This window comes from Kitasatospora sp. NPDC086791 (assembly GCF_040685975.1).
In the GTDB taxonomy this organism is placed as follows: domain Bacteria; phylum Actinomycetota; class Actinomycetes; order Streptomycetales; family Streptomycetaceae; genus Kitasatospora.
This window is the reverse complement of the sequence record NZ_JBFBOC010000003.1, coordinates 90,986-115,054: the sequence shown is the minus strand read 5'-3', so window position 1 is coordinate 115,054 and position 24,069 is coordinate 90,986. Positions and strand designations below refer to the sequence as shown.

Annotated in this window: 21 protein-coding genes and 1 tRNA gene; 21 read left to right on the top strand and 1 reads right to left on the bottom strand. The window is 71.9% G+C overall.

Going from position 1 to position 24,069, the window contains the following annotated elements:
- The first annotated feature begins 194 nt into the window (after positions 1-194).
- Both AB0Q99_RS07530 and AB0Q99_RS07525 read left to right on the top strand, forming a co-directional pair.
- Positions 195-1,844, top strand: coding sequence for an MFS transporter (locus AB0Q99_RS07530; RefSeq protein WP_363569372.1), 1,650 nt, complete (start codon positions 195-197; stop codon positions 1,842-1,844).
- Positions 1,845-2,068: 224 nt separating this feature from the next.
- On the top strand, positions 2,069-3,067 hold the full coding sequence (locus AB0Q99_RS07525) for a serine protease (RefSeq protein ID WP_363569371.1): 999 nt from the start codon (positions 2,069-2,071) through the stop codon (positions 3,065-3,067).
- Positions 3,068-3,227: 160 nt separating this feature from the next.
- Here the strand turns inward: AB0Q99_RS07525 and AB0Q99_RS07520 are convergent.
- A tRNA-Arg gene (locus AB0Q99_RS07520) sits at positions 3,228-3,299 on the bottom strand.
- 182 nt (positions 3,300-3,481) lie between these two features.
- On the opposite strand from AB0Q99_RS07520, the gene AB0Q99_RS07515 reads away from it, so the two are divergent.
- The 19 genes from AB0Q99_RS07515 to atpE all read left to right on the top strand — a co-directional run bounded on the left by AB0Q99_RS07515 (position 3,482) and on the right by atpE (position 24,055).
- Positions 3,482-3,967, top strand: coding sequence for a response regulator (locus tag AB0Q99_RS07515; RefSeq protein WP_363569370.1), 486 nt, complete (start codon positions 3,482-3,484; stop codon positions 3,965-3,967).
- A 94-nt stretch (positions 3,968-4,061) separates the two neighbouring features.
- The gene (gene argS, locus AB0Q99_RS07510; protein WP_363569369.1) at positions 4,062-5,723 is read left to right on the top strand and encodes an arginine--tRNA ligase; all 1,662 of its coding nucleotides are present in this window, start codon (positions 4,062-4,064) and stop codon (positions 5,721-5,723) included.
- Positions 5,724-5,810: 87 nt separating this feature from the next.
- Positions 5,811-7,202, top strand: a complete 1,392-nt coding sequence (gene lysA / locus AB0Q99_RS07505) for a diaminopimelate decarboxylase (RefSeq protein ID WP_363569368.1) — start codon at positions 5,811-5,813, stop codon at positions 7,200-7,202.
- 136 nt (positions 7,203-7,338) lie between these two features.
- Entirely contained in the window at positions 7,339-8,631 is a 1,293-nt protein-coding gene (locus AB0Q99_RS07500; protein WP_363569367.1) for a homoserine dehydrogenase, read from the top strand.
- 9 nt (positions 8,632-8,640) lie between these two features.
- The gene (thrC, locus tag AB0Q99_RS07495) at positions 8,641-9,741 is read left to right on the top strand and encodes a threonine synthase (RefSeq protein WP_363569366.1); all 1,101 of its coding nucleotides are present in this window, start codon (positions 8,641-8,643) and stop codon (positions 9,739-9,741) included.
- Positions 9,742-10,124: 383 nt separating this feature from the next.
- Positions 10,125-11,063: a homoserine kinase gene (gene thrB / locus AB0Q99_RS07490; protein ID WP_363569365.1), complete on the top strand. Its 939-nt coding sequence runs from the start codon at positions 10,125-10,127 to the stop codon at positions 11,061-11,063.
- Positions 11,064-11,649: 586 nt separating this feature from the next.
- Positions 11,650-13,737 carry a transcription termination factor Rho gene (rho, locus tag AB0Q99_RS07485; protein WP_363569364.1) on the top strand — a complete coding sequence of 696 codons (2,088 nt, stop codon included), beginning with the start codon at positions 11,650-11,652 and terminating at the stop codon, positions 13,735-13,737.
- 139 nt (positions 13,738-13,876) lie between these two features.
- Entirely contained in the window at positions 13,877-15,019 is a 1,143-nt protein-coding gene (locus AB0Q99_RS07480; RefSeq protein ID WP_363569363.1) for an LCP family protein, read from the top strand.
- A 137-nt stretch (positions 15,020-15,156) separates the two neighbouring features.
- Positions 15,157-15,378 (top strand): 50S ribosomal protein L31, encoded by a 222-nt coding sequence (gene rpmE, locus AB0Q99_RS07475; protein WP_030057539.1) that lies wholly within the window; start codon positions 15,157-15,159, stop codon positions 15,376-15,378.
- Between the two features lie 163 nt (positions 15,379-15,541).
- On the top strand, positions 15,542-16,618 hold the full coding sequence (gene prfA / locus AB0Q99_RS07470; protein ID WP_363569362.1) for a peptide chain release factor 1: 1,077 nt from the start codon (positions 15,542-15,544) through the stop codon (positions 16,616-16,618).
- A gap of 63 nt (positions 16,619-16,681) precedes the next feature.
- Positions 16,682-17,548, top strand: a complete 867-nt coding sequence (prmC, locus tag AB0Q99_RS07465; protein ID WP_360253989.1) for a peptide chain release factor N(5)-glutamine methyltransferase — start codon at positions 16,682-16,684, stop codon at positions 17,546-17,548.
- Positions 17,545-17,673: a hypothetical protein gene (locus AB0Q99_RS07460; protein ID WP_363569361.1), complete on the top strand. Its 129-nt coding sequence runs from the start codon at positions 17,545-17,547 to the stop codon at positions 17,671-17,673. The genes prmC and AB0Q99_RS07460 overlap by 4 nt, the downstream gene beginning before the upstream one ends.
- Positions 17,674-17,719: 46 nt before the next feature.
- Entirely contained in the window at positions 17,720-18,367 is a 648-nt protein-coding gene (locus tag AB0Q99_RS07455) for an L-threonylcarbamoyladenylate synthase (protein ID WP_363569360.1), read from the top strand.
- A gap of 32 nt (positions 18,368-18,399) precedes the next feature.
- Positions 18,400-19,041, top strand: a complete 642-nt coding sequence (locus AB0Q99_RS07450) for a low molecular weight phosphatase family protein (RefSeq protein ID WP_049658080.1) — start codon at positions 18,400-18,402, stop codon at positions 19,039-19,041.
- A 115-nt stretch (positions 19,042-19,156) separates the two neighbouring features.
- Positions 19,157-20,437 (top strand): serine hydroxymethyltransferase, encoded by a 1,281-nt coding sequence (locus AB0Q99_RS07445; protein ID WP_363569359.1) that lies wholly within the window; start codon positions 19,157-19,159, stop codon positions 20,435-20,437.
- A gap of 173 nt (positions 20,438-20,610) precedes the next feature.
- Complete coding sequence (locus AB0Q99_RS07440) at positions 20,611-21,888, top strand: MraY family glycosyltransferase (protein ID WP_363569358.1); 1,278 nt, start codon at positions 20,611-20,613, stop codon at positions 21,886-21,888.
- A 297-nt stretch (positions 21,889-22,185) separates the two neighbouring features.
- A complete protein-coding gene (locus AB0Q99_RS07435) occupies positions 22,186-22,629 on the top strand; it encodes a hypothetical protein (RefSeq protein ID WP_363569357.1) in 444 nt (147 codons plus the stop codon).
- 285 nt (positions 22,630-22,914) lie between these two features.
- Positions 22,915-23,727: a F0F1 ATP synthase subunit A gene (gene atpB / locus AB0Q99_RS07430; RefSeq protein WP_363569356.1), complete on the top strand. Its 813-nt coding sequence runs from the start codon at positions 22,915-22,917 to the stop codon at positions 23,725-23,727.
- A gap of 91 nt (positions 23,728-23,818) precedes the next feature.
- Positions 23,819-24,055 carry an ATP synthase F0 subunit C gene (atpE, locus tag AB0Q99_RS07425; protein WP_030282059.1) on the top strand — a complete coding sequence of 79 codons (237 nt, stop codon included), beginning with the start codon at positions 23,819-23,821 and terminating at the stop codon, positions 24,053-24,055.
- The last annotated feature ends 14 nt before the right edge of the window (positions 24,056-24,069 follow it).

The following is a 24,069-nucleotide window of genomic DNA, read 5'->3' as shown; positions in this document are numbered from 1 at the left end:
CGGTACTGAGGCGGTACGGAGGCCACGGCACGGAACCGGGGTCCTGGGAGGCTCGTCCCGAAGTCCCAGGACCCTGGTTCTTTTGTCCCAAAAGTCCGATTTGGCGAGGTTTTTCCTTGCCCTTCGGCCGGGCCCGGGTATTGGCTGGAAGGCGACTACGTGACCTCTCCGACCCACTCCGGAAGGCTCGACCAGTGACTGCGCAAACCGCCACCGGTCATGAGCGAGCGGACAGCCGGCGCTGGTGGGCGCTGGCCGTGATAGCCGTCGCCCAGCTCATGATCGTCCTCGACATCACCATCGTGAACATCGCACTGCCGTCCGCCCAGCGGGACCTGGGCATCTCCGACGCCGACCGGCAGTGGGTGATCACCGCCTACACGCTGGCCTTCGGCGGCCTGCTGCTGCTCGGCGGACGGCTGGGCGACCTCTACGGCCGCAAGCGCGTCTTCACCATCGGCCTGCTGGGCTTCGCCCTCGCCTCCGCCCTCGGCGGCGCGGCGGTCGACCCGACGATGCTCTTCGGCGCCCGTGCCCTCCAGGGCGCGTTCGGCGCCCTGCTCGCCCCCTCCGCGCTGGGGCTGCTCTCCACCACCTTCTCCGATCCGAAGGAACGCAGTACGGCCTTCGGCATCTTCGGCGCGATCGCCGGCGGCGGCGCCGCGATCGGCTTCATCGCCGGCGGCCTGCTCACCGAGTACCTGAACTGGCGCTGGTGCCTGTTCGTCAACACCCCGATCGCCATCGCCACCGCCTTCGCCGCGTTCTCGGTGCTCCAGCGCGACCACGTCGGCAAGGGGAACCGGGTCCGGCTGGACCTGCCCGGGGCCCTGCTCGGCTGCGGCGGCCTGCTGGCGATCGTCTTCGGCACCTCCGAGGCCGTGACCCGGGGCTGGGCCGACGGCCTGGTGCTCGGCTCGCTGTTCCTGGGCGTGGCGCTGCTCGCGGTGTTCGTCCTGGTCGAGCGGCGCACCGCGCACCCGCTGCTGCCGGTGCACATCGTCGCGGACCGCAACCGCGGCGGCGGCGCGCTCTCGGTCGGCCTGGCCATGGTCGGCATGTTCGGCCTGTTCCTGTTCCTGACCTACTACCTGCAGGCCATCAAGCACTTCTCGCCGATCGTGTCCGGGCTGTCCTTCCTGCCCATGACGGCCGCCATCGTGATCAGTTCGACCGGCATCGCGGCCCGGCTGATGACCAGGGTGCCGTCCCGGAACCTGATCGCACCGGGGCTGCTGCTCGCCGGGGCCGGCATGGCCTGGCTGACCCAGATGAAGGTGGACAGCCCGTGGGCCGGCATGGTGCTGCCCGCCGAGCTGCTGCTCGGTTTCGGCATGGGCCTGGTGTTCATGCCGTCGATGAGCCTGGCCACCCTCGGGGTCGCCCCGCACGAGGCCGGAGCGGCTTCGGCCACCATCAACTCGGCCCAGCAGGTGGGCGGTTCCTTCGGTACGGCGCTGCTGAACACCATCGCGGCCAGTGCCACCGCGACCTTCCTGGCGACCAGGATCGCCACCGACCCGGCGGTCCAGGCCCAGGGCGCGGTGCACGGCTACGTGGTCGCGACCTGGGTGGCGATGGGCGTCCTGCTGCTGGCCGCGCTGGTCGCCTTCCTGATGATCGACCACCGGCCGGCGCCCGCCGAGGCCACCGTCGTCGAGGGTGGCGCCGAAGCGGCCGCGGCCGTCGAGGGCGGTGCCGAAGCGGCCGCGGCGGCCTCCGCCGGACGGGCCGTGGACGGGCGGCCGAGCCCCCGGGAGGCGGCGATGGCCGATGTCAAGGCCAACGTCCGTGCGGGCGAGGCCCGGACGGAGGCCAGGGCGGAGCGGCCACCGACCGATTGACCCGCACCGCGAGGTCCCGCAGTCACGCTCCGGCGCCCGTCCGACCCCTGGCCACCGTCCATGAACCGGGCGGGCGCCGCCGGGCTGCCCGGCTCCGGGTGCCGGGAGAGCGCGCGCCGACGGATTTCTCATCGACCTCCAAGGCGTCGATAACGACCTTTCCAGCCGGAGGCGTCATAGTCGTTGACCGAACACCGCCACCGAACCCGGCAGGAGAGTCAGGCATGGGTCAGCACAGCCGTCCGAGGTCCGGTCGCCGACGGCTGCTGGCCCCGTCCCTGTTCACCGCGCTGTCCGCCGTCGTGGTGGCCGTCGTGGTGACCGGGACGCACGTGCTGGACCTGTCCGACGCGACGGCCGCCGGGAAGGCCGCCCGCAGCACCCGCGCCGCGGTCGCGCCCGCCCCGACCCCCGCGGCCACCGCACCCGCCCCGGTCGCGGCCCCCGAGCCGACCGACAGCCCGACCCCGAGCGACAGTCCGACCCCGACCGACCCGCCGGCGTCCGCGCCGGCCCCCACCGACACCGCGACGGCCACCGCGACGGCCACCCCCGACACCCGCGGTGTCGTCCGCGGCACCACCGCCGCCGCCCCCGCCGACGTCCGGGAAACCGCCACCGTCGGCGCGCTGTTCAGCGGTTCGGTGGCGGCCGGCAACCACTTCTGCACCGCCAGCGTGCTGCACAGCCCCACCGGCAACCTGCTGCTGACCGCCGCGCACTGCCTCACCAGCACCGACGGCGTCACCTTCGCCCCCGCCTACCGCGACGGCACGGCCCCGTACGGCACCTGGCGGGTGACCGCGATCCACACCACCACCGGGTGGTCGCAGAAGGGCGACGTGGACGAGGACTTCGCGATCCTGGAGACCGCCCCCAGCAACGGCCGCAAGGTCGAGGACGTGGTCGGCGGCAACCGCCTGGGCACCGACGAGCCGTTCAACGCCGCCGTCCGCCTCTACGGTTACCCCGCCGACTCCGAGGCACCCAACCTCTGCACCAACGGCACCGACCGGCAGAGCAGCTACCAGCGGGTCATCCAGTGCCCGGCCTACCCGGCCGGCACCAGCGGCGGCCCCTGGATCGACGTGGCCACCGGCGAGGTGGTCGGCGCCATAGGCGGTTACCAGCAGGGCGGCGACACCGACGACGTCTCCTACAGCGCCTATTTCGACCACACCATCGCGGCCCTCTACAACCAGGCCGAGGCCGCCGCCTCCTGACCCGGCCCGGCCGGCCCGCGCACCACCCGGGCCGGCCGGAACGGCGGGCCCCGGGCGCCGTACGGCGGGGGTGCCGGGCCACTGGGGCCACAACACGACGAAGGCCCAGATCCGTGGATCAACTCCACTGATCTGGGCCTCTGTTGCACTTGCTGCGAAGTGCCCCCGGTAGGATTCGAACCTACGCACCCGCCTCCGGAGGGCGGTGCTCTATCCCCTGAGCTACGGGGGCCTGTCGGCCTGTCGGCGGCTCGCGCTTCCGACGTGGAGAACACTACCAGGCCCGGGCCACGGTCCGTGCACGGGTTTCCCGGAAGATCGTCGGGGCGGCGGCGGAGGGGGCCGCGGAGGCCGGGGGAGCGGAAGTCCCCAAAGGCCGGACGGGGCGGCGGGGCCGCGGATACCCTCGGTGAGGTGTCGGGAGTGTCCGGGCGGGTCCTCGTGGTGGACGACAGCGAGGTGATCCGCCAGCTGATCAGGGTCAACCTGGAGCTCGAAGGCTTCGAGGTGGTGACCGCCGCCGACGGCGCCGAGTGCCTGGAGGTCATCCGCCGGGTGAAGCCCGACGTGGTCACGCTGGACGTGGTGATGCCGCGGTTGGACGGGCTGCGCACGGCGGCCCGGCTGCGCGCGACGCCGGACACCAGCCGGCTGCCGATCGCGATCGTGAGCGCCTGCACCCCGGCGGACCTGGACCTGGGGGACACGGTCGGGGTGGACGGCTACCTCGGCAAGCCCTTCGACCCGGCCGACCTGGTGGCCCTGGTCCGGCGTCTGATGCTGCTCGACGGAGCGGGCGGAGGGATCGACGGGGGAGCCGGCGGCCGGCCCGGCGGGCGGCTCGGCGGACGCCCCCGCGGGTTTCGCCCTGAGCGAACAGATCGCACCGATCGCGGCTGAGACCCCGGAGCGGACGGCGCGTCGGCGCCTCCGGGCGTCTCAACCGGTAAACCGGGTGGCGGGCGGGCACCCCGTCTCGCCTACGCTTGGCGTCGTGACCCCCGCAGACCTTTCCCAGGCAATCCAGGCCGCAGTGAGCACCGCCGTCGAGGCGGGCGAACTGGCCGTCGCCGTGCCCGAGCACGTGACGGTCGAGCGGCCCAAGAACAGGGACCACGGCGACTACGCGACCAACGTGGCCCTCCAGCTCGCCAAGGCGGCCGGCAAGCCGCCGCGAGCCGTTGCCGAGGTCCTGGCCGAGCGCCTGCGCGGGATCACCGGCGTCGCCGAGGTCGACATCGCCGGTCCGGGCTTCCTGAACATCACCCTGGACACCGCCACCGCCGGCGCGCTGGCGCGCACCGTGGTCGAGGCGGGCGAGGCCTACGGCCGCAACGAGGCGCTCAAGGGCCTGAGGATCAACCTGGAGTTCGTCTCCGCGAACCCGACCGGCCCGATCCACATCGGCGGCGTCCGCTGGGCCGCCGTCGGCGACTCGCTGGCGCGCGTGCTGCGGGCCTCCGGCGCCGACGTCACCACCGAGTACTACCTCAACGACGCCGGTGTGCAGATCACCAAGTTCGCCGCCTCGCTGCAGGCCGCCGCGAACGGCCGCGAGGTGCCCGAGGGCGGGTACGTCGGCGAGTACATCGTCGACATCGCCAAGGCGCTCACCGACGCGGTCCCGGGCGTGCTCGACCTGCCCGAGGACGAGCAGCTGCAGGTCTTCCGCACCGAGGGCCTCAAGCTCATGGTGTCCGAGATCAAGCGCTCGATGGACGAGTTCGGCACCCACTTCGACGTGTGGTTCTCGGAGAAGACGCTGCACGACTCCGGCGCCGTCGAGAAGGCCATCGACCGGCTGCGCGACCAGGGCCACGTCTTCGAGCAGGACGGCGCGGTCTTCCTGCGCACCACCGACTTCGGCGACGACAAGGACCGCGTCCTGGTCAAGGCCGACGGCGACAAGACCTACTTCGCCGCCGACGCCGCGTACTACCTGTCCAAGCGGGACCGCGGCGCCGAGGTCGCGCTCTACATGCTGGGCGCCGACCACCACGGCTACGTCAACCGCCTGAAGGCCATCTCGGCCTGCGCGGGCGACGACATGAACCACAACATCGAGGTGAAGATCGGCCAGTTCGTGAAGATGCTTCGCGACGGCGAAGAGGTCCGCATGTCCAAGCGCGCGGGCAACATCATCACGATCGACGACGTGGTCGAGTGGATCGGCGTGGACGCCGCCCGCTACACCCTGGCGCGCTCCTCGACGGACTCGACGATCACGCTGGACATCGACGTCCTCACCAGCCAGACCAACGAGAACCCGGTGTTCTACGTGCAGTACGCGCACACCCGGATGTGCGGCGTGGCGCGCAAGGCCGCCGAGCTGGGCGTGGACAAGGGCACGGCCGAGCAGTTCAAACCCGAGCTGCTCGCCACCGAGTGGGAGTCCGACGTGCTCGGCCACCTCGGCGAGTTCCCGCGCGTGCTGGCCGCGGCCGGCGAGCTGCGCGAGCCGCACCGGGTCGCGGTGTACCTGGAGAAGCTCGCGAGCAAGTACCACCGGCTGTACGAGAACTGCATGTTCCTGCCCAAGGGCGACGAGGAACTCAACGACACGCACCGTGCCCGGCTCTGGCTGGTCGAGGCCACGCGCACGGTCATGGCCAACGGCCTCACGCTCCTGGGCGTGACGGCGCCCGAGCGGATGTAGCACCACCCCCAAGCGCACAGCGGGGGCGGCTGACGGTCAACGAGGACCGTCGCCGCCCCTCGCCATAGGTCTCGAAGGACTTAGAGCATGAGTCGCTCCGCACACCCCGCAGGCCCCCGCCACGGTGACGTCCTGCCCGAGGGCCACTACCAGGCCCCGCCCGCCGACCTGAACGCGCTGGATCCCAAGGTCTGGTCGTGCACCGTGGCGCGCGACGCCGAGGGCGTGGCCACCGTCGGCGGGATCGACGTCAAGCGGCTGGCGGCCGAGTTCGGCACCCCGGCGTACGTGCTGGACGAGGAGGACTTCCGGTCCCGGGCGCGCGCCTGGCGGGACGCCTTCGGCACCGACGCGGACGTCTACTACGCCGGCAAGGCGTTCCTCTCCAAGGCGGTCGTGCGCTGGCTGCACGAGGAGGGCCTCAACCTGGACGTGTGCAGCGCGGGCGAGTTGGCCGTCGCGCTGGCCGCCGGGATGCCGCCGGCCCGGATCGCGCTGCACGGCAACAACAAGTCGGTGGACGAGCTGGAACACGCGGTGAAGACCGGGGTCGGGCACATCGTGGTCGACTCCTACCAGGAGATCGAAGGGCTCGCCGCGATCGCCGCCCGCCAGGGCGTGCGCCAGCAGGTGCTGATCCGGGTCACCGTCGGCGTCGAGGCGCACACCCACGAGTTCATCGCCACCGCGCACGAGGACCAGAAGTTCGGACTCTCGCTCAGCGGCGGCTCGGCCGCCGAGGCGGTGCGCCGGGTGCTCGGCCACGACAGCCTGGAGCTGCGCGGCATCCACTCGCACATCGGCTCGCAGATCTTCGACACGGCCGGCTTCGAGGTGGCCGCCCGCCGGGTGGTCGGCCTGCTGGCGCAGGTCCGCGACGAGCACGGCGTCGAGCTGCCCGAGATCGACCTCGGCGGCGGCCTCGGCATCGCGTACACCAGCGACGACGACCCGCGCGAGCCGGCCGAGATCGCGGCCGCGCTGGCCGACATCGTCCGCCGCGAGTGCGCCGCCGCGAACCTGAACGCCCCCCGGCTGAGCGTGGAGCCGGGCCGGGCGATCGTCGGCCCGACGGCGTTCACGCTGTACGAGGTCGGCACCGTCAAGCCGCTGGAGGGCCTGCGCACCTACGTCAGCGTGGACGGCGGGATGTCCGACAACATCCGCACCGCACTGTACGACGCCGAGTACTCGGTGGCCCTGGTGTCGCGCACCAGCGACGCCGAGCCGATGCTCGTCAGGGTGGTCGGCAAGCACTGCGAGTCCGGCGACATCGTCGTGCGGGACGCCTTCCTGCCGGCCGACCTGGCCCCGGGCGACCTGATCGCGGTGCCCGCCACCGGCGCCTACTGCCGCTCGATGGCGAGCAACTACAACCACGCCCTCAAGCCCCCCGTGCTCGCCGTCAGGGACGGCGCGGCGCGGGTGATCGTCCGGCGCGAGACGGAGGAGGATCTCCTGCGTCTCGATATCGGATGACGAAATCCTTGTCTCAGATCATGGAACGACCGTAGATCCGTACGGAAAGTCCCGGAGACTGGTACGGACCGAAGTTCCCGGCGGACCCGGAAAACCGCCGGAAATACCGAAGCAGATGAATGCAGAGCGGAGTCGGATGATGCGTACGCGCCCGCTGAAGGTGGCGTTGCTGGGTTGTGGTGTGGTGGGCTCCGAGGTGGCGCGCATCATGACGACGACGGCCGACGACCTCGCCGCTCGCATCGGTGCCCCGGTGGAGCTGGCCGGGATCGCGGTCCGCCGGGCCGGCCGGGTGCGCCCGGGCGTTCCCGAGCACCTGATCACCACCGACGCCGAGGCCCTGGTCGGCCGGGGCGACATCGACGTGGTGGTCGAGGTCGTGGGCGGCATCGAGCCGTCCAAATCCCTGATCCTGTCCGCCTTCGCGCAGGGTGCCTCGGTGGTCAGCGCCAACAAGGCGCTGCTCGCCAAGGACGGCACCGAGCTGCACGCGGCGGCCGCCCGGGCCGGGGTGGACCTGTACTACGAGGCCGCGGTGGCGGGCGCGATCCCGCTGCTGCGCCCGCTGCGCGAGTCCCTCGCGGGCGACAAGGTGAACCGGGTGCTGGGCATCGTCAACGGCACCACCAACTTCATCCTCGACAAGATGGACACCACCGGCGCGGGCTACTCGGAGGCGCTGGAGGAGGCCACCGCGCTGGGCTACGCCGAGGCCGACCCGACGGCCGACGTCGAGGGCTTCGACGCCGCCGCCAAGGCCGCGATCCTGGCCGGCATCGCCTTCCACACCGAGGTGACCGCGGCGGACGTCTACCGCGAGGGCATCACCGAGGTGACCGCGGCCGACATCGCCTCCGCGAAGGAGATGGGCTGCGTGGTCAAGCTGCTCGCGATCTGCGAGCGGGCGGCCGACGGCGAGTCCGTCACCGCCCGGGTGCACCCGGCCATGATCCCGCTCTCGCACCCGCTGGCCTCGGTCCGGGAGGCGTACAACGCGGTGTTCGTCGAGGCCGAGGCGGCCGGCCGGCTGATGTTCTACGGCCCGGGCGCGGGCGGCTCCCCGACCGCCTCGGCGGTGCTCGGCGACCTGGTCGCGGTCTGCCGCAACAAGCTGGCCGGCGCCACCGGTCCCGGTGACTCGGTGTACACCCAGCTGCCCGCCAAGCCGATGGACGAGGTGGTCACCCGCTACCACGTCAGCCTGGACGTGGACGACCGCGCGGGTGTGCTCGCCCAGGTGGCGTCCGTCTTCGCCGAGCACGGCGTCTCCATCGACACCGTGCGCCAGCAGGGCCGCGACGGCGACGCCTCGCTCGTCGTGGTCACCCACCGTGCCACCGACGCCGCGCTGTCGGCGACGGTCGACAAGCTCCGCGCGCTGGACAGCGTGCGGGACGTGGCCAGCATCATGCGGGTCGAAGGGGAATAAGGAACAGCCATGAACGCCGTTGCCGAGAACGTCGTCCGAGGCGCGCACACCCACCAGTGGCGCGGCCTGATCGAGGAGTACCGGGACCGCCTGCCGGTCACCGCGGCCACCCCGGTGGTCACCCTGCTGGAGGGCGGCACGCCCCTGGTCCCCGCCCAGGTGCTCTCCGAGCGCACCGGCTGCGAGGTCTACCTCAAGGTCGAGGGCGCCAACCCGACCGGTTCCTTCAAGGACCGCGGGATGACGATGGCCATCTCCAAGGCCAAGGAGGAGGGCGCGCAGGCGGTCATCTGCGCGTCGACCGGCAACACCTCGGCCTCCGCCGCCGCGTACGCGGTGCGGGCCGGGATGGTGTCCGCGGTGCTCGTCCCGCAGGGCAAGATCGCCCTGGGCAAGATGGGCCAGGCGCTGGTGCACGGCGCCCGGATCCTGCAGGTCGACGGGAACTTCGACGACTGCCTCACCCTCGCGCGCGAACTGTCCGAGAAGTACCCGGTGGCCCTGGTCAACTCGGTGAACCCGGTGCGCATCGAGGGCCAGAAGACCGCGGCCTTCGAGATCGTGGACATGCTGGGCGACGCCCCGGACATCCACGTCCTGCCGGTCGGCAACGCGGGCAACATCACCGCGTACTGGAAGGGTTACCGCGAATACTCGGGGGACGGCCTCTCCTCGCACAACCCGCGGATGTGGGGCTTCCAGGCCGCCGGTTCGGCCCCGATCGTGGACGGCGCTCCGGTGCTCAAGCCGCAGACCATCGCCACCGCGATCCGGATCGGCAACCCGGCCTCCTGGGACTTCGCGCTCGCCGCGCGGGACGAGTCCGGCGGCCTCATCGACAAGGTGACGGACCGTCAGATCCTGTCCGCCTACCGGCTGTTGGCCTCGCAGGAGGGCGTCTTCGTGGAGCCCGCCTCGGCCGCCTCGGTGGCCGGCCTGCTGGCCAAGGCGGAGGCCGGCCTGGTCGATCCGGGCCAGCGGATCGTCTGCACCGTGACCGGCAACGGCCTCAAGGACCCGGACTGGGCGGTGGCCGGCGCGCCGCAGCCGCAGGTCGTCCCGGTCGACCCGGAGGCCGCGGCCCGGCAACTCGGCCTGCTCGACCGGTAACGGGCCCGGCACTTCGAGGGCCCGACACCTCGACGGGCCGACCCTTTCGGGGGTCGGCCCGTCGACGTTCTCCACTGACACTTTTGTGTCAATTCCGCTGCGCATTCCGATCCGATTCCAACCCTCTCTTTGCCGGCGAGAGGGGTGTGCATTCCGGCCAGAACCGGCAACACACCAGATCGAAGGCTCACGGGGTGTACCGCTCGGGAACCTCTCTTCGATAGTCTGGCTTCGGCCGTGTGGCACATGCCCCGGGCCCGGCGCCGTCCGGGCCGCGCCGACGACTGTGGCCGCCCGCCCCGAAAGGGCCCGCAGCCCTTTCCCCCACCCTCGCAACGACGACGCGCTCCGCGCCGCCCGATTTCCCCAGGAGAGTCCACCGCATGGCCGGTCCTGCGTTCCGTGCCGCCGCCGTCCGGGTCCGGGTTCCCGCGACCAGCGCCAACCTCGGCCCGGGCTTCGACGCCTTCGGGCTCGCGCTGGGCCTGTACGACGACGTGGTCGTCCGGGTCGCCGACTCCGGCCTCTCCGTCGACATCGCCGGCGAGGGCGCCGAGACGCTGCCGCGCGACGAGCGCCACCTGCTGGTCCGCTCGATGCGCGCCGCCTTCGACCGGCTCGGCGGCCAGCCGCGCGGCCTCGAAGTGGTCTGCGCCAACCGGATACCGCACGGCCGGGGCCTCGGTTCCTCCTCCGCCGCCATCTGCGCCGGCATCGTGGCCGCCCGCGCGGTCACCATCGGCGGTCCGTCCGCGCTGGACGACGACGCGCTGCTCGCCCTCGCCTCCGAGCTGGAGGGCCACCCGGACAACGTCGCGGCGTGCCTGCGGGGCAACTTCACCATCGCCTGGACCGACGAGGAGTCCGCCAAGGCGGTCGCCCTGGAGCCCGCCGAGCAGGTCGTCCCGGTGGTGTTCGTCCCGGGCGGCGAGGTGCTCACCGAGACCGCCCGCGGCCTGCTGCCGAAGACCGTCCCGCTGGCCGACGCCGCGGTCAACGCCGGCCGCTCCGCGCTGCTGGTCGAGGCACTGACCAGGCGCCCCGAGCTGCTGTTCGCCGCCACCGAGGACCGCCTGCACCAGGACTACCGCGCCTCCGCCATGCCGGACAGCGCCGCACTGGTCGGCGCGCTGCGCGCGGAGGGCGTCCCCGCGGTCATCTCCGGGGCCGGCCCGACCGTCCTGGCGCTGACCGACGAGGCGGGTGCCGACAAGGTGCTCTCCTTCGCCGGGCACCACGGCCACGGCGGCGACCCGGCGTTCGCCGCGCACCGGCTGGACGTCGACCGCACCGGGGCCGTCGTGCTCCCGCTGGACGTCTGAGCAGCCCGTACGGGCCCGGCACCGGCCCGCGTCGAGCGGGCCGGGCCGGACACGATTGGCAAGCACAAGGCTGGGGAATGTCTGAGGGGGTCGGTAGTGTTAACCTCATTGCTGCACCAGGTGCCCTCCGGGGCTCGGTGCGCCGCGTCCCGATCCCAGCACTCCACTGCCGTGGAGTCCCGGCGATGCACGGGGCGACGATTCTCCGGGAGCCCACCGCAGCGCGTACGCAGCCTGCCTGCGCGACATGCGGCCGCATCCCGAAGCCGTGACGGCACCTGACTCCCACCCGCGGCCTCCCACCTAGAGGCCAGGACGGGCGGAGCGCGGGCCACCGTCACGCGACGGGGGCCCGGGATTCGCAGGCAGCGTGGGGGTTACGCCCTCAGGGGAGGTCGACACACGACCGGCCCACGCCACTCAGCACCACCGTGCGTCAAGCACCGCACCTCGCAGCTCTCCCTCGACGGGCTCCCGCCATTCGAGGGATCACCGCCTCGGACCGACGCAGTCGAGCGTCGGTCAGGACAGCACAACCGGTCGCCGAGCCAGACAGGCCGACGTCCGCTCCAGGGAAGGACCCTTAGTGAGCGACTCCACCGATCTGATGGGCGCGCGCCCGGACGCCGAGGCGTCGGACGCGGCCCCCGCTGCCCCGGCGCGGCGCCGCCGCAGCGCCGCCGCGGGCCTGGACGGCATGGTCCTGGCCGAGCTGCAGAAGCTCGCCGCGGACCTTGGCATCACCGGTACCGGCCGCATGCGCAAGAGCCAGCTGATCGAGACCATCAAGGAGAAGAGCGGCGGGGACCCGCTGCTCGCCGCCGGTGGCGCCCCGGCCGCCAAGCGCACCGCCGCCAAGGCGGACGCCGAGGCCCCGGCCGAGAAGCCGGCCCGCCGCACCAAGGCCGCCGCCGCCAAGGCGGAGGCCGAGGCCCCGGCCGCCGCCGAGCCGCAGGCCCAGATCGAGATCCCGGTCCAGGCCGCCGCCGAGACCGCCGCGCCGGCCCGTGCCGAGCGCACCCGCCGCCGGGCCACCTCGGCCGCCGGCGCCCCCACGGCCCCCGCCGCCGCTCCGGCCGCGGACGCCGCCGCCGAGGCCACCGTCGCGGTCGCCGAGTCGAAGCAGGCCGAGACCCGTGGCTTCGAGGGCCGCGAGGACGGCCGTGAGAGCCGTCGGGACCGCCGCGAGCGCCGTGAGCGCCGCGACACCGGCGAGCGCACCGAGCGGACCGAGCGCGCCGAGGGCGGCGAGGGCCAGGACGGCGACGGGCGCGAGTCGCGCCGCGACCGGCGCAACCGCCGCGAGCGCACCGACCGCCAGGGCCAGCAGGGCCAGCCGCAGGGCACCGGCCAGGGCGACCAGCAGGGCCGCCAGGGCCAGCAGACCCAGCAGCAGCCGCCGGTCCAGCAGGGCGGGTACGACGACGACGAGTTCGGCGAGGGCCGGCGCGGCCGTCGCGGCCGGTACCGCGACCGCCGGGGCCGTCGTGGCCGCGACGGCTTCGAGGCCGGTCCGGTCGAGCCGCAGATCGGCGAGGACGACGTCCTGATCCCGGTCGCGGGCATCCTCGACATCCTCGACAACTACGCGTTCGTGCGCACCTCCGGCTACCTGCCGGGCCAGAACGACGTCTACGTCTCGCTCGCCCAGGTCCGCAAGAACGGCCTGCGCAAGGGTGACGCCATCACCGGTGCGGTGCGCCAGCCGCGCGACGGCGAGCGCCGCGAGAAGTTCAACGCCATGGTGCGCCTGGACTCCGTCAACGGCATGGACCCGGAGAGCGGCCGCGGCCGCCCCGAGTTCAACAAGCTCACCCCGCTCTACCCGCAGGAGCGGCTGCGCCTGGAGACCGACCCGGGTGTGCTGACCACCCGGATCATCGACCTCGTGTCGCCGATCGGCAAGGGCCAGCGCGGTCTGATCGTCGCGCCGCCGAAGACCGGCAAGACGATGGTGCTGCAGGCGGTCGCCAACGCGATCACCCACAACAACCCCGAGTGCCACCTGATGGTCGTCCTGGTCGACGAGCGTCCGGAAGAGGTCACCGACATGCAGCGGTCGGTGAAGGGCGAGGTCATCTCCTCGACCTTCGACCGCCCGGCGGAGGACCACACCACCGTCGCCGAGCTGGCCATCGAGCGCGCCAAGCGCCTGGTGGAGCTGGGCCACGACGTGGTCATCCTGCTGGACTCGATCACCCGCCTGGGCCGCGCCTACAACCTGGCGGCGCCGGCCTCCGGCCGCATCCTGTCCGGTGGTGTCGACTCGACCGCGCTCTACCCGCCGAAGAAGTTCTTCGGCGCCGCGCGCAACATCGAGAACGGCGGCTCGCTGACCATCCTGGCCACCGCGCTGGTCGAGACCGGCTCGCGGATGGACGAGGTGATCTTCGAGGAGTTCAAGGGCACCGGCAACATGGAGCTCAAGCTCGACCGGAAGCTCTCGGACAAGCGCATCTTCCCGGCCGTCGACGTGGACGCCTCCAGCACCCGCAAGGAGGAGATCCTGCTGGGTGCCGAGGAGTTGGCCATCGTCTGGAAGCTCCGCCGGGTGCTGCACGCGCTCGACTCGCAGCAGGCGATCGAGCTGCTCCTGGACAAGATGAAGCAGACCAAGAGCAACGCCGAGTTCCTGATGCAGATCGCCAAGACCACCCCCGGCTCCGCCGACTGACCGTAGTCGGACGGCTGTCGAAGCACGGAACCCCGGATCGCGCGAGCGGTCCGGGGTTCCGTGCGTTCGTGCCGGGTTGTTCCAGAGTTGGGACAACTCGGCCGCTTTGGATCATGTTGTCCGATTTATTCTGGGCCGTATGGCCGAGCACAAGAGGGTCCCGAGCCGCCGCCGCACGGTCCTGCGGACGGCCGCCTGTGCGTTCGTCGCGCTCGTCGTCCTCGGCGCCGGCGCCGCCGTCTACGCGTACGTGAGGCTCAACGGCAACATCAAGAGCGTCGACATCGACGGCCGCCTCGGCGACGCCCGGCCGCCGGCCGCCACCGACGGCTCGTTCAACGTCCTGGTGCTGGGCTCCGACTCGCGCAGCGGCGAGAACGGCGACCTGGCCGGCGGGGACACCGGGGACACCGCCCGCTCGGACACCGCGATGGTGCTGCACGTCAACCAGGACCACTCGCGCGCGCAGCTCGTCTCGATACCGCGCGACACCCTGGTCACCCGCCCCGATTGCACCGACGCGAGCGGCCGGACCGTCGCCGGGGCCAGGCGCGCGATGTACAACAGCGCCTTCGAGAGCGGCGGCGCGGCCTGCGCGGTCAAGACCACCGAACAGCTCACCGGGCTGCGGATGGACCACTACCTGCAGATCGACTTCGCCGGCTTCGCCCGGGTCGTGGACGCGATGGGCGGGGCCACCGTGACCACCACGGTGGCCATTCACGACAAGGACAGCGGGCTCGACCTGCCGGCCGGGCAGCACCACCTGGACGGGAAGCAGGCGCTGGCCTTCGTCCGCACCCGGCACGGCGTCGGCGACGGCAGCGACCTCGGCCGGATCGAGCTGCAGAAACAGATGGTGAAGTCGCTGCTCCGGCAGGCCGGTGGGGCCGGGCTGTTCACCGACCCGGTCAAGCTGTGGTCGCTCGGCGACACCGTGACCAGGAGCATCACCACCGACTCCGCGCTCGGCTCGGTGAACTCCCTGGTGGGGCTCGTCCGGGAGCTCAAGGGGATCGGGCCGGACCAGCTGGGCATGGTGACCCTGCCGGTGGCGGCCGCCCCGGGCGACCCGAACCGGGTGGTCGAGCAGCAGCCGCAGGCCGACCGGGTCTGGGCGGCCCTCAAGGCGGACCGGGAGTTCCCGCCGGAGGTCGTCTCCGCCCAGCCGGAGAACCCCGCCCAGGCGGCCCCCACGGCCCCCACGGCCCCCACGGCCGCCGTGTCGCCGTCCGCGCGGACCGCGGGGAGGCCGACCACGAAGGCCACTGCGGCGCGCTGACCGGGCCCGGAATATCCCGGAACGCGACCCGGTTTGGGAAGATGCGGCCGGTCCTGGCAGACTGGTCCGTCGGTCCCGGTTCACGTGCGGCGCCCCAGCCGCCGACCCGGTGCCCTCCCGAAACCTAGGAGAACCCCTTGAAGCCCAACGTTCACCCCGAGTACGTGGTCACCCGCGTGACCTGCACCTGCGGTGCCGAGTTCACCACCCGCTCGACCGAGACCAGTGGCGAGATCCGCGCCGAGGTCTGCTCGCAGTGCCACCCGTTCTACACCGGCAAGCAGAAGATCCTCGACACCGGTGGCCGCGTGGCCCGCTTCGAGGCCCGCTTCGGCAAGCAGCACAGCGCGAAGGCCTAGCGCTCCCTCGGCGCCGGTTCCCGGTGCCCCCGTACTCGTTGTCGGGGGCGCTGGGGGCCGGCGCCGTTCGCGTCCCCCGCGCGTTCCGGGCCCCGCCCGCTCCGAGTTCCACCCGTTCCGAACCCCCAAACACGTTCCGATCCCCCGGGAAGAAGGCCACCCCATGTTCGAGGCAGTCGAAGAGCTCCTCGTCGAGCACGCCGACCTCGAAACGAGGCTGGCCGATCCGTCCGTCCACGCCGACCAGGCGAACGCCCGCAAGCTGGCCAAGCGGTACGCCGAGCTGACCCCGATCACCCGGGTCTACCGGCAGTGGCGGCAGGCCGGCGAGGACATCGAGGCCGCGCGCGAACTCGCCGCCGAGGACCCGGACTTCATCGCCGAGGTGAAGGACTCCGAGGCGCGCCGCGACGAGCTCACCGAGGAGCTGCGGCTGCTGCTGGTGCCGCGCGACCCGAGCGACGACAAGGACGTCATCCTGGAGATCAAGGCGGGTGAGGGCGGCGAGGAGTCCGCGCTGTTCGCCGGCGACCTGCTCCGGATGTACCTGCGCTACGCGGAGCGGGTCGGCTGGAAGACCGAGATCATCGACTCCAACGAGTCCGACCTCGGCGGCTACAAGGACGTCTCGGTGGCCGTGAAGACCAAGGGCAACACCCAGCCCGGCCAGGGCGTCTGGGCCCGGCTGAAGTACGAGGGCGGCGTGCACCGCGTGCAGCGCGTCCCCGCCACCGAGTCCCAGGGCCGCATCCACACCTCCGCGGCGGGCGTGCTGGTCACCCCCGAGGCGGAGGAGGTCGAGGTCGAGATCCTCGCCAACGACCTGCGGATCGACGTCTACCGCTCCTCGGGCCCCGGCGGCCAGTCGGTCAACACCACCGACTCCGCGGTCCGGATCACCCACCTGCCGACCGGTATCGTGGCGTCCTGCCAGAACGAGAAGAGCCAGCTGCAGAACAAGGAGCAGGCGATGCGCATCCTGCGTTCGCGGCTGCTGGCCGCCGCGCAGGAGGAGGCCGAGCGCGAGGCCTCGGACGCGCGCCGCAGCCAGGTCCGCACGGTGGACCGCTCCGAGCGGATCCGGACGTACAACTACCCCGAGAACCGCATCTCGGACCACCGCACGGGGTTCAAGTCGTACAACCTGGACCAGGTCCTGGACGGCGAGCTGACCGCGGTGATCCAGTCCTGCGTCGACAAGGACGCGGCGGCCAAGCTCGCCGCGGCCCAAGAGAACTGAGACCGGCGCGCCCCGGCCCACGCGCAGTCCGAGAGCCGGAGCGCAGAAAAAGAGGTCGTACGGATGAACCTGCTGCTCGCCGAGGTGGCCCAGGCCACCCAGCGGCTGGCCGCGGCCGGCGTGCCGTCGCCGCGCTTCGACGCGGAGGAGCTCGCCGCCCACGTCCACAACGTCAAGCGCAGCCAGCTGCACACCGTGAAGGACGCCGACTTCGACGCCCGCTACTGGGAGGCCGTCTCGCGCCGCGAGGCGCGCGAACCGCTGCAGCACATCACCGGGCGGGCGTTCTTCCGCTACCTCGAACTGGCGGTCGGCCCCGGGGTGTTCGTGCCCCGGCCGGAGACCGAGACGGTCGTCGAGTGGGCCATAGACGCGGTGCGCGACATGGACGTCGCCGAGCCGCTGGTGGTGGACCTGTGCTCCGGCTCCGGCGCGATCGCCCTGGCCCTGGCCCAGGAGCTGCCGCGCTCGACCGTGCACGCCTTCGAGCTGGACGAGGGAGCGCTGGAGTACACCCGGCGCAACATCGAGGCCAGCCCGGACCGCGCCCGGGTCACCCTGCACGCCGGGGACGCCACCAAGGCCTTCGAGGACGACCGCTCCTGGGACGGCCGCTTCGACCTGGTGATCTCCAACCCGCCGTACATCCCGCTCACCGAGTGGGAGTACGTCGCACCGGAGGCCCGCGACCACGACCCGCAGATGTCGCTGTTCTCCGGCGAGGACGGCCTGGACACCATCCGCGGCATCGAGCGGGTGGCCGCCCGGCTGCTGCGCCCGGGCGGCGCGGTGGTGATCGAGCACGCCGACCAGCAGGGCGGGCAGGTGCCGTGGATCTTCAACGAGGAACGCGGCTGGACGGACACCGCCGACCACCGCGACCTGAACAACCGGCCGCGCTTCACGACCGCCCGAAGGGTGGGGTCGTGAAGCATCGAGCACAGGACGACCGCCCGAAGGGTGGGGTCGTGAAGCATCGAGCACAGGACGACCGCCCGAAGGGTGGGGTCGTGACCACCGAGCACGGCACCACCGCCCGCACGGCCGCGCTGTGACGGCCGTGGTGACCGCCATGAGCCACTCCGGAAGGGGACCGCACCGATGAGCCGCCGCTACGACTGTGCCGATGCCGGGGACCGTGCCACCGGCCTGCGTGAGGCCGCCTCGGCCGTCCGCCGCGGCGAACTCGTCGTGCTGCCCACCGACACCCTGTACGGGGTCGGCGCGGACGCCTTCTCGCCGGAGGCCGTCGGCGAGCTGATGGCCGCCAGGGGCCGCGGTCGCACCACGCCCTCGCCGGTGCTGGTCGGCTCGCCGACCACCCTGCACGGCCTGGTCACCGACTTCTCCGAGCAGGCCTGGGAGCTGGTCGACGCCTTCTGGCCCGGCGGGCTGACCCTGGTCGCCCGGCACCAGCCCTCGCTGCGCTGGGACCTCGGCGAGACCCGCGGCACCGTCGCGGTCCGGATGCCGCTGCACCCGGTCGCCATCGAGCTGCTGAACGCCACCGGCCCGATGGCCGTCTCCAGCGCCAACCGGATCGGCGGCGCGTCCCCGCTGACCTGCGACGAGGCGCAGGCCCAGCTCGGCGACGCGATCTCGGTCTACCTGGACGGCGGGTCGGCCGACCACTCCGCCGCCTCGTCCATCGTCGACGTCACCGGCAAGGTCCCGGTCCTGCTGCGGGCCGGCGCGATCAGCGTCGAGCAGCTGAGGGAGGTCGTCCCCGACCTGGAGGCCGGCAGTTGACGCCCACCGCCTCGCTCCACTCCGGGCCCGGCATAGCGCCGTACCTGAGCGTGGGCCCCAGGCCGCTGGACCACTTCCGGATCCTGTTCGTCTGCACCGGGAACATCTGCCGCTCGCCGATCGCCGAGCGGCTCACCCGGCGTGAGCTGGACACCCGGCTGAGCCCCCGGGTGGCCGGGCGGATCCTGGTCGAGAGCGCCGGCACCTGGGGCCACGAGGGCGCGCCGATGGAGGACCACGCCGCGACCGTGCTCGACGAGTACGGCGCCGACAGCGGCGGCTTCACCGGCCGGGAGCTGCTGGACGAGCACGTGGTCGAGGCCGACCTGGTGCTGACCGCGACCCTGGACCACCGCGCCCAGGTGATCTCGATGGGCCACGAGGCGGGGCTGCGCACCTTCACGCTGAAGGAGTTCACCCGCCTGGTGCGGACGATAGACCCGGGCACGCTGCCCGACCCCCGGCGCGGCGCCGACGTCACCGAGCGGGCCCGGGCGCTGGTCCGGGCCGCCGCCGCGCTGCGCGGCTGGCTGCTGGCCGCCACTCCGGAGTCGGACGAGGTGGACGACCCGTACGGGGCGCCGATCGGCATGTTCCGCAACTGCGGCGAGGAGATATTCCACGCGGTCGACCCGGTGGTCACCGCGCTCACGGGCGTGCCGGCGCCGCGCTGACGGCCGAACGGCCCCGTTCCGGCGGGCCGGGCGGCGGTGGCGGTCCTACGCTGGATCCACCTCCCCCGTCGCCGGCCGGAGGTCCCCCCACCCCGCAGCGCCCGGGAGTCCCGCGATGACCGTCACCGATGCCGCGACCGGCCCGACCGCGACGAAGGGGCGCCCACCGGCGTCCGAGGCCCTGCACCGGGCGGATCCGCAGCTGGCGGACCTGCTGGCCGCGGAGGCCGAGCGGCGGGCCGAGACGATCCAGCTGCTGGCGGGGGAGAACCTCACCACCCCCGCCGTCCTGGCGGCGCTCACCGGCCCGCTGATCGACAAGTACGCCGAGGGCTACCCGGGCCGTCGGCACCACACCGGCTGCGCGCTGGCGGACGCCGCCGAGCTGCTGGCGATCGACCGGGCCCGCGAGCTGTTCGCCGCCCCGCACGCCAACGTCCAGCCCCGGTCGGCGACTTCGGCGATGCTGGCGGCGTACGCGGCGCTGCTGCGGCCCGGTGACGGGGTGCTGGCGATGTCGCTGGAGCACGGCGGCCACCTCAGCTGCGGCTCGCGCGCCAACTTCTCCGGCCGCTGGTTCGCCTTCACCGGCTACGGCGTGCGCGAGGAGGACGGGCTGATCGACCTCGACCAGGTTCGCGAACTGGCCCGGGAGCACCGCCCCAAGGCGATCGTGGCGGGCTCGATCTCCTACCCGCGGCACCCGGACTGGGCGGCCTTCCGGGAGATCGCCGACGAGGTGGACGCCTACCTGATCGCCTCCGCCGCGCAGGTCACCGGCCTGGTCGCGGCCGGGGTGGCGCCCTCCCCGGTGCCGTACGCGGACGTCACCGTGGCGGCCACCCACAAGCTGCTGCGCGGCCCGCGCGGCGGGCTGCTGCTGTGCACCGCGGAGCTGGCCGAGCGGATCGACCGCGCGGTGTTCCCGTTCAGCCAGGGCGGTGCGGCGATGAACGAGGTGGCCGGCAAGGCGGTTGCCCTCGCGGAGGCCTCGACGCCCGCCTACCGGGCGTACGCGGCGCGGACGGTGTCCGGGGCGCGGGCGCTGGCCGCGGGGCTCGCAGAGGCCGGTGCGCGCCCTCTGACGGGCGGTACCGACACCCACCTGGTGACGGCCGACGTGAGCCCGCTCGGCGTGACCGGCGCGGAGGCCGAGCGGCGCTGCGCGGCCGCCGGGCTGCTGCTCGGCAAGTGCGCACTGCCCTTCGACCCCGCGCCGCCCGCCGAGACCTCCGGGATCCGGCTCGGGACGGGCACGGTGACCAGCCAGGGGATGGGCGAGGCGGAGCTGTCCGAGATCGCCGGGCTGATCGCGCGGGTGCTCGCCGGGGGCGCGGTCGCGCCGGTCTCGGCGCGCGTCCGGGAGCTCGCGCTGGCCTTCGCCGACCGGGTCTGAACCGGATCGGTGCACGGGCATCGGAATCTCCTACCCGGGAGAGCGAACCGCGATGCACGTACCCGGCGTCCGACTCAATAAGGTGGGTGCCGTGGCGACGCACCTCGAACCCCGGGAAGAGAGGGGAGTACCTTCGGTACCTCCCCGTTCGACAGTGATGCAGGAGGCCAGTGGTGCGTGAGTATCTGCTGGTGCTGTTCTGCACCGCCGCCGTCACCTACCTGCTCACCGGCCCGGTCCGGAAGTTCGCCATCGCGGCCGGCGCGATGCCGCCGGTGCGCGCCCGCGACGTGCACCGCGAGCCCACGCCGCGGCTCGGCGGCATCGCGATGTTCGGCGGGCTCTGCGCGGGCATCCTGGTCGCCTCGCAACTCGACAACCTGAGCAAGGTGTTCAACCAGGGCACCGACATCCGCGCGCTGCTGTCCGGCGCCGGGATCATGTGGCTGCTCGGCGTGCTCGACGACAAGTGGGGCGTGGACGCGCTGGTGAAGCTCGGCGGTCAGATGATCGCCGCCGGTGTGATGGTCTGGCAGGGCGTCACGGTGATCACCCTCCCGGTGCCCGGCGTCGGCGCGGTCGCGGTGAGCCCGACCCAGGGCATGGTCATCTCGGTCACCCTGGTCGTCGTCATGGTCAACGCGGTGAACTTCATCGACGGCCTGGACGGCCTGGCCGGCGGCATGGTCTGCATCGCCGCGATGGCGTTCTTCCTGTACAGCTACCGGCTCTGGTACGGCTACGCGATCACCGATGCGGCCCCCGCCGTGCTGTTCAGCGTGCTGCTGATCGGCATGTGCCTGGGCTTCCTGGCGCACAACATGCACCCCGCGCGGATCTTCATGGGCGACTCCGGTTCGATGATGCTGGGCCTGATGCTCGCCGTCGCCGCGATCTCCATCACCGGCCGGGTCGACCCGGACCTGATCAACAACGAGACCGGTTCGCAGACCGCGACCGTGCACGCCCTGGTGCCGATCTACATCCCGCTGCTGCTGCCGCTGACGGTCATCGCGCTGCCGCTGGCCGACCTGCTGCTCGCGGTCGTGCGCCGCACCTGGGCCGGCCAGTCGCCGTTCGCCGCGGACAAGCGCCACCTGCACCACCGGCTGCTGCAGGTCGGGCACTCGCACAGCCGGGCCGTGCTGATCATGTACTTCTGGGCCGCGCTGATCGCCTTCGGCTCGGTCGCCTTCTCGGTCACCAACACCGGCCGCGCCGTGGTCCTGACGCTCGCCGGGCTCTGCCTGCTCGGCCTGGTGGTGCTGCTCACCCCGCGGTTCCGGCCGCGCGCCCCGCGGGCGGTGCAGTCCTTCGTCCCGCCGCGGTACCGCCGCCGTCCGGCCGGTCCGATGGCCGAACTGTCGGCGAAGGACAAGCAACTTCTCGGTGAAGCCGGCCGGGACTCCGCCGAGCGGGCCGACCACGGACCGGCCAGCGGCCGCCGTTGACAAGGGAGTTGACGTTCCGCCAAATGGCCTCACCCGTACGGTGGATTCGTTGCGCCGTCGGTGTGACAGGTGCCACACATTCATGGTAAAGCTCTCATCAAATAGTTTGTGATACCGTTCACGAGTACCGAGAACACGCCGAAAGACCTGACAGGTGGATGACTTCCGTCCCTGTCGGTCTCCCTCGACGGGCCCGCCGTTCCAGCGGGCGGCCCGACGGCGATGCCTCGGTCGGTGTCACTCACCACCGTCTGTGCCCGTCCCCCCGCCACTCGACATGCCGCCGGAGCTGCCGACATGCCGTCCACCGACGCCCGGATCCTCCGAGGCGCCGCGATTCCCACTGCGGTCGCCGGGATCATCGCCATGGCGATCTCGTTCGCCGTCGCCGGTGGGAAGGGCCTGCTCGGCGCCCTGTTCGGCGTGCTGCTCGTGATGGCGTTCTTCAGCTCCGGGCAGATCGCGCTCGACCGGCTGACCAGGTCGAACCCGCACATCATGATGGCCGCGGCGCTGCTGGTGTACACCACGCAGATCCTGCTGGTCGGCATCGTCCTGGCCGTCTTCAAGAACACCGAGCTGTTCAATCGGCAGGCGTTCGCCTTCACCCTGCTCGGCTGCGCCCTGATCTGGACGGGCTTCCAGGTGCGCGGTGCGCTCAAGGCCAAAACCTTCTACGTCGACCCCGACGCCTCGGAAAAGAAGGGCGACAAGCCCTCCGACTCGGGACGTCAACAGTGACGAGGCCCGACTGTCCCCCCAACGAGGGGGGCGGTGTTTATGCCGCACTGACGGCCTGCTATCGTCCGTCGCAACAACGGAGTACGGGAAGAGGCCAGGTCTGTCCGGACAGCGGACGGATCGCCCCCCGGACTCGCGCAGTCTTCGATGATCCCGCGGTAGCGCAGCGCGCCGTCGTGCGGGGTCGGCGAGAAACCCATCAAGTTCCAGTGCCGCTCCGTGGCCGCAGGCCACGCCGACACACCGAGGTTGCCGTATCCATGCGTCACGACGAAGGAGTCCGTGGTGAGTGCTGAACTCACGTCCCTCGCCTCAGGCAGTTGCCACTTCGGGGACGCTGGCTGCGGCTTCCCGGCCCCGGGTCTGAACGAATTCGACTTCAAGCCGATCTTCACCATCGGCAGCTTCTACTTCAACAAGCCGATGCTGCTGTCGATGGTCGTCGCGGTGCTGGTGGTCGTCTTCTTCTGGGCCGCCTTCGCCAAGCCGCGCCTGGTCCCCGGCAAGCTGCAGCTGGTCGGTGAGATCGGCTACGACTTCGTCAAGCGCTCCATCGTGCTGGAGACGATCGGCAAGAAGGGCGAGAAGTACGTCCCGATGCTGGTCTCGATGTTCTTCTTCATCTGGTTGATGAACATCATGTCGGTCATTCCGTTCGCGCAGTTCCCGGTGACGGCGGCGATCGCCTTCCCGGCCGGCCTCGCGGCGGTCGTGTGGGTCACCTACATGACGCTGACCTTCAAGAAGCACGGCTTCGTCGGCGGCTTCAAGAACCTCTGCTGGCCCTCGGGCATCCCCGGCTGGGTCATGTTCATCCTGGTGCCGATCGAGTTCTTCTCGAACATCTTCGTGCGCCCCTTCACGCTCGCGGTCCGAGCCTTCGCGAACATGTTCGCCGGCCACCTGCTGATCGTGATGTTCTCCATCGCCTCCTGGTACCTGCTCAGCCCGACCCTGGGCGCGCTGTACGGCTCGGCCTCGTTCGTCGTCGCCGTCGCGCTGACCGCCTTCGAGCTGCTGGTCCAGTTCCTGCAGGCCTACATCTTCGTGATGCTGGCCAGCAGCTACATCGCCGGTGCCCTCGAAGAGTCGCACTGAGCCAGGGGGCCTCGGCCCCACCTGAACCAACCTCCCGGATCGCCCGGTGGCCAATCACCACCGGTTCACCACCCTGCAAAGGACAACGTCAATGAGCATCCTCGCTGAGGGCACTGTCTACGGTTCCGTCGCCTCCATCGGCTACGGCCTCGCCGCCATCGGCCCCGGCATCGGCGTCGGCCTGATCTTCGGCAACGGTGTCCAGGCGATGGCCCGTCAGCCCGAGGCTGCCGGCCTCATCCGTTCCAACATGTTCATCGGTTTCGCGCTGACCGAGGCGCTCGCCCTCATCGGCATCGTCATGCCGTTCGTCTTCGGCAACAAGTAATCCTGCCGCAGACC

Excerpts from the sequence above, each read along its gene's own strand:
- AB0Q99_RS07435 (WP_363569357.1), top strand. The coding sequence starts at position 22,186 with ATGCCGTCCACCGACGCCCGGATCCTCCGAGGCGCCGCGATTCCCACT.
- prmC (WP_360253989.1), top strand. The coding sequence starts at position 16,682 with ATGAACCTGCTGCTCGCCGAGGTGGCCCAGGCCACCCAGCGGCTGGCC.
- thrC (WP_363569366.1), top strand. The coding sequence starts at position 8,641 with ATGAACGCCGTTGCCGAGAACGTCGTCCGAGGCGCGCACACCCACCAG.
- thrB (WP_363569365.1), top strand. The coding sequence starts at position 10,125 with ATGGCCGGTCCTGCGTTCCGTGCCGCCGCCGTCCGGGTCCGGGTTCCC.
- atpE (WP_030282059.1), top strand. The coding sequence starts at position 23,819 with ATGAGCATCCTCGCTGAGGGCACTGTCTACGGTTCCGTCGCCTCCATC.
- AB0Q99_RS07500 (WP_363569367.1), top strand. The coding sequence starts at position 7,339 with ATGATGCGTACGCGCCCGCTGAAGGTGGCGTTGCTGGGTTGTGGTGTG.
- AB0Q99_RS07455 (WP_363569360.1), top strand. The coding sequence starts at position 17,720 with ATGAGCCGCCGCTACGACTGTGCCGATGCCGGGGACCGTGCCACCGGC.
- lysA (WP_363569368.1), top strand. The coding sequence starts at position 5,811 with ATGAGTCGCTCCGCACACCCCGCAGGCCCCCGCCACGGTGACGTCCTG.
- AB0Q99_RS07525 (WP_363569371.1), top strand. The coding sequence starts at position 2,069 with ATGGGTCAGCACAGCCGTCCGAGGTCCGGTCGCCGACGGCTGCTGGCC.
- prfA (WP_363569362.1), top strand. The coding sequence starts at position 15,542 with ATGTTCGAGGCAGTCGAAGAGCTCCTCGTCGAGCACGCCGACCTCGAA.
- AB0Q99_RS07445 (WP_363569359.1), top strand. The coding sequence starts at position 19,157 with ATGACCGTCACCGATGCCGCGACCGGCCCGACCGCGACGAAGGGGCGC.
- AB0Q99_RS07480 (WP_363569363.1), top strand. The coding sequence starts at position 13,877 with ATGGCCGAGCACAAGAGGGTCCCGAGCCGCCGCCGCACGGTCCTGCGG.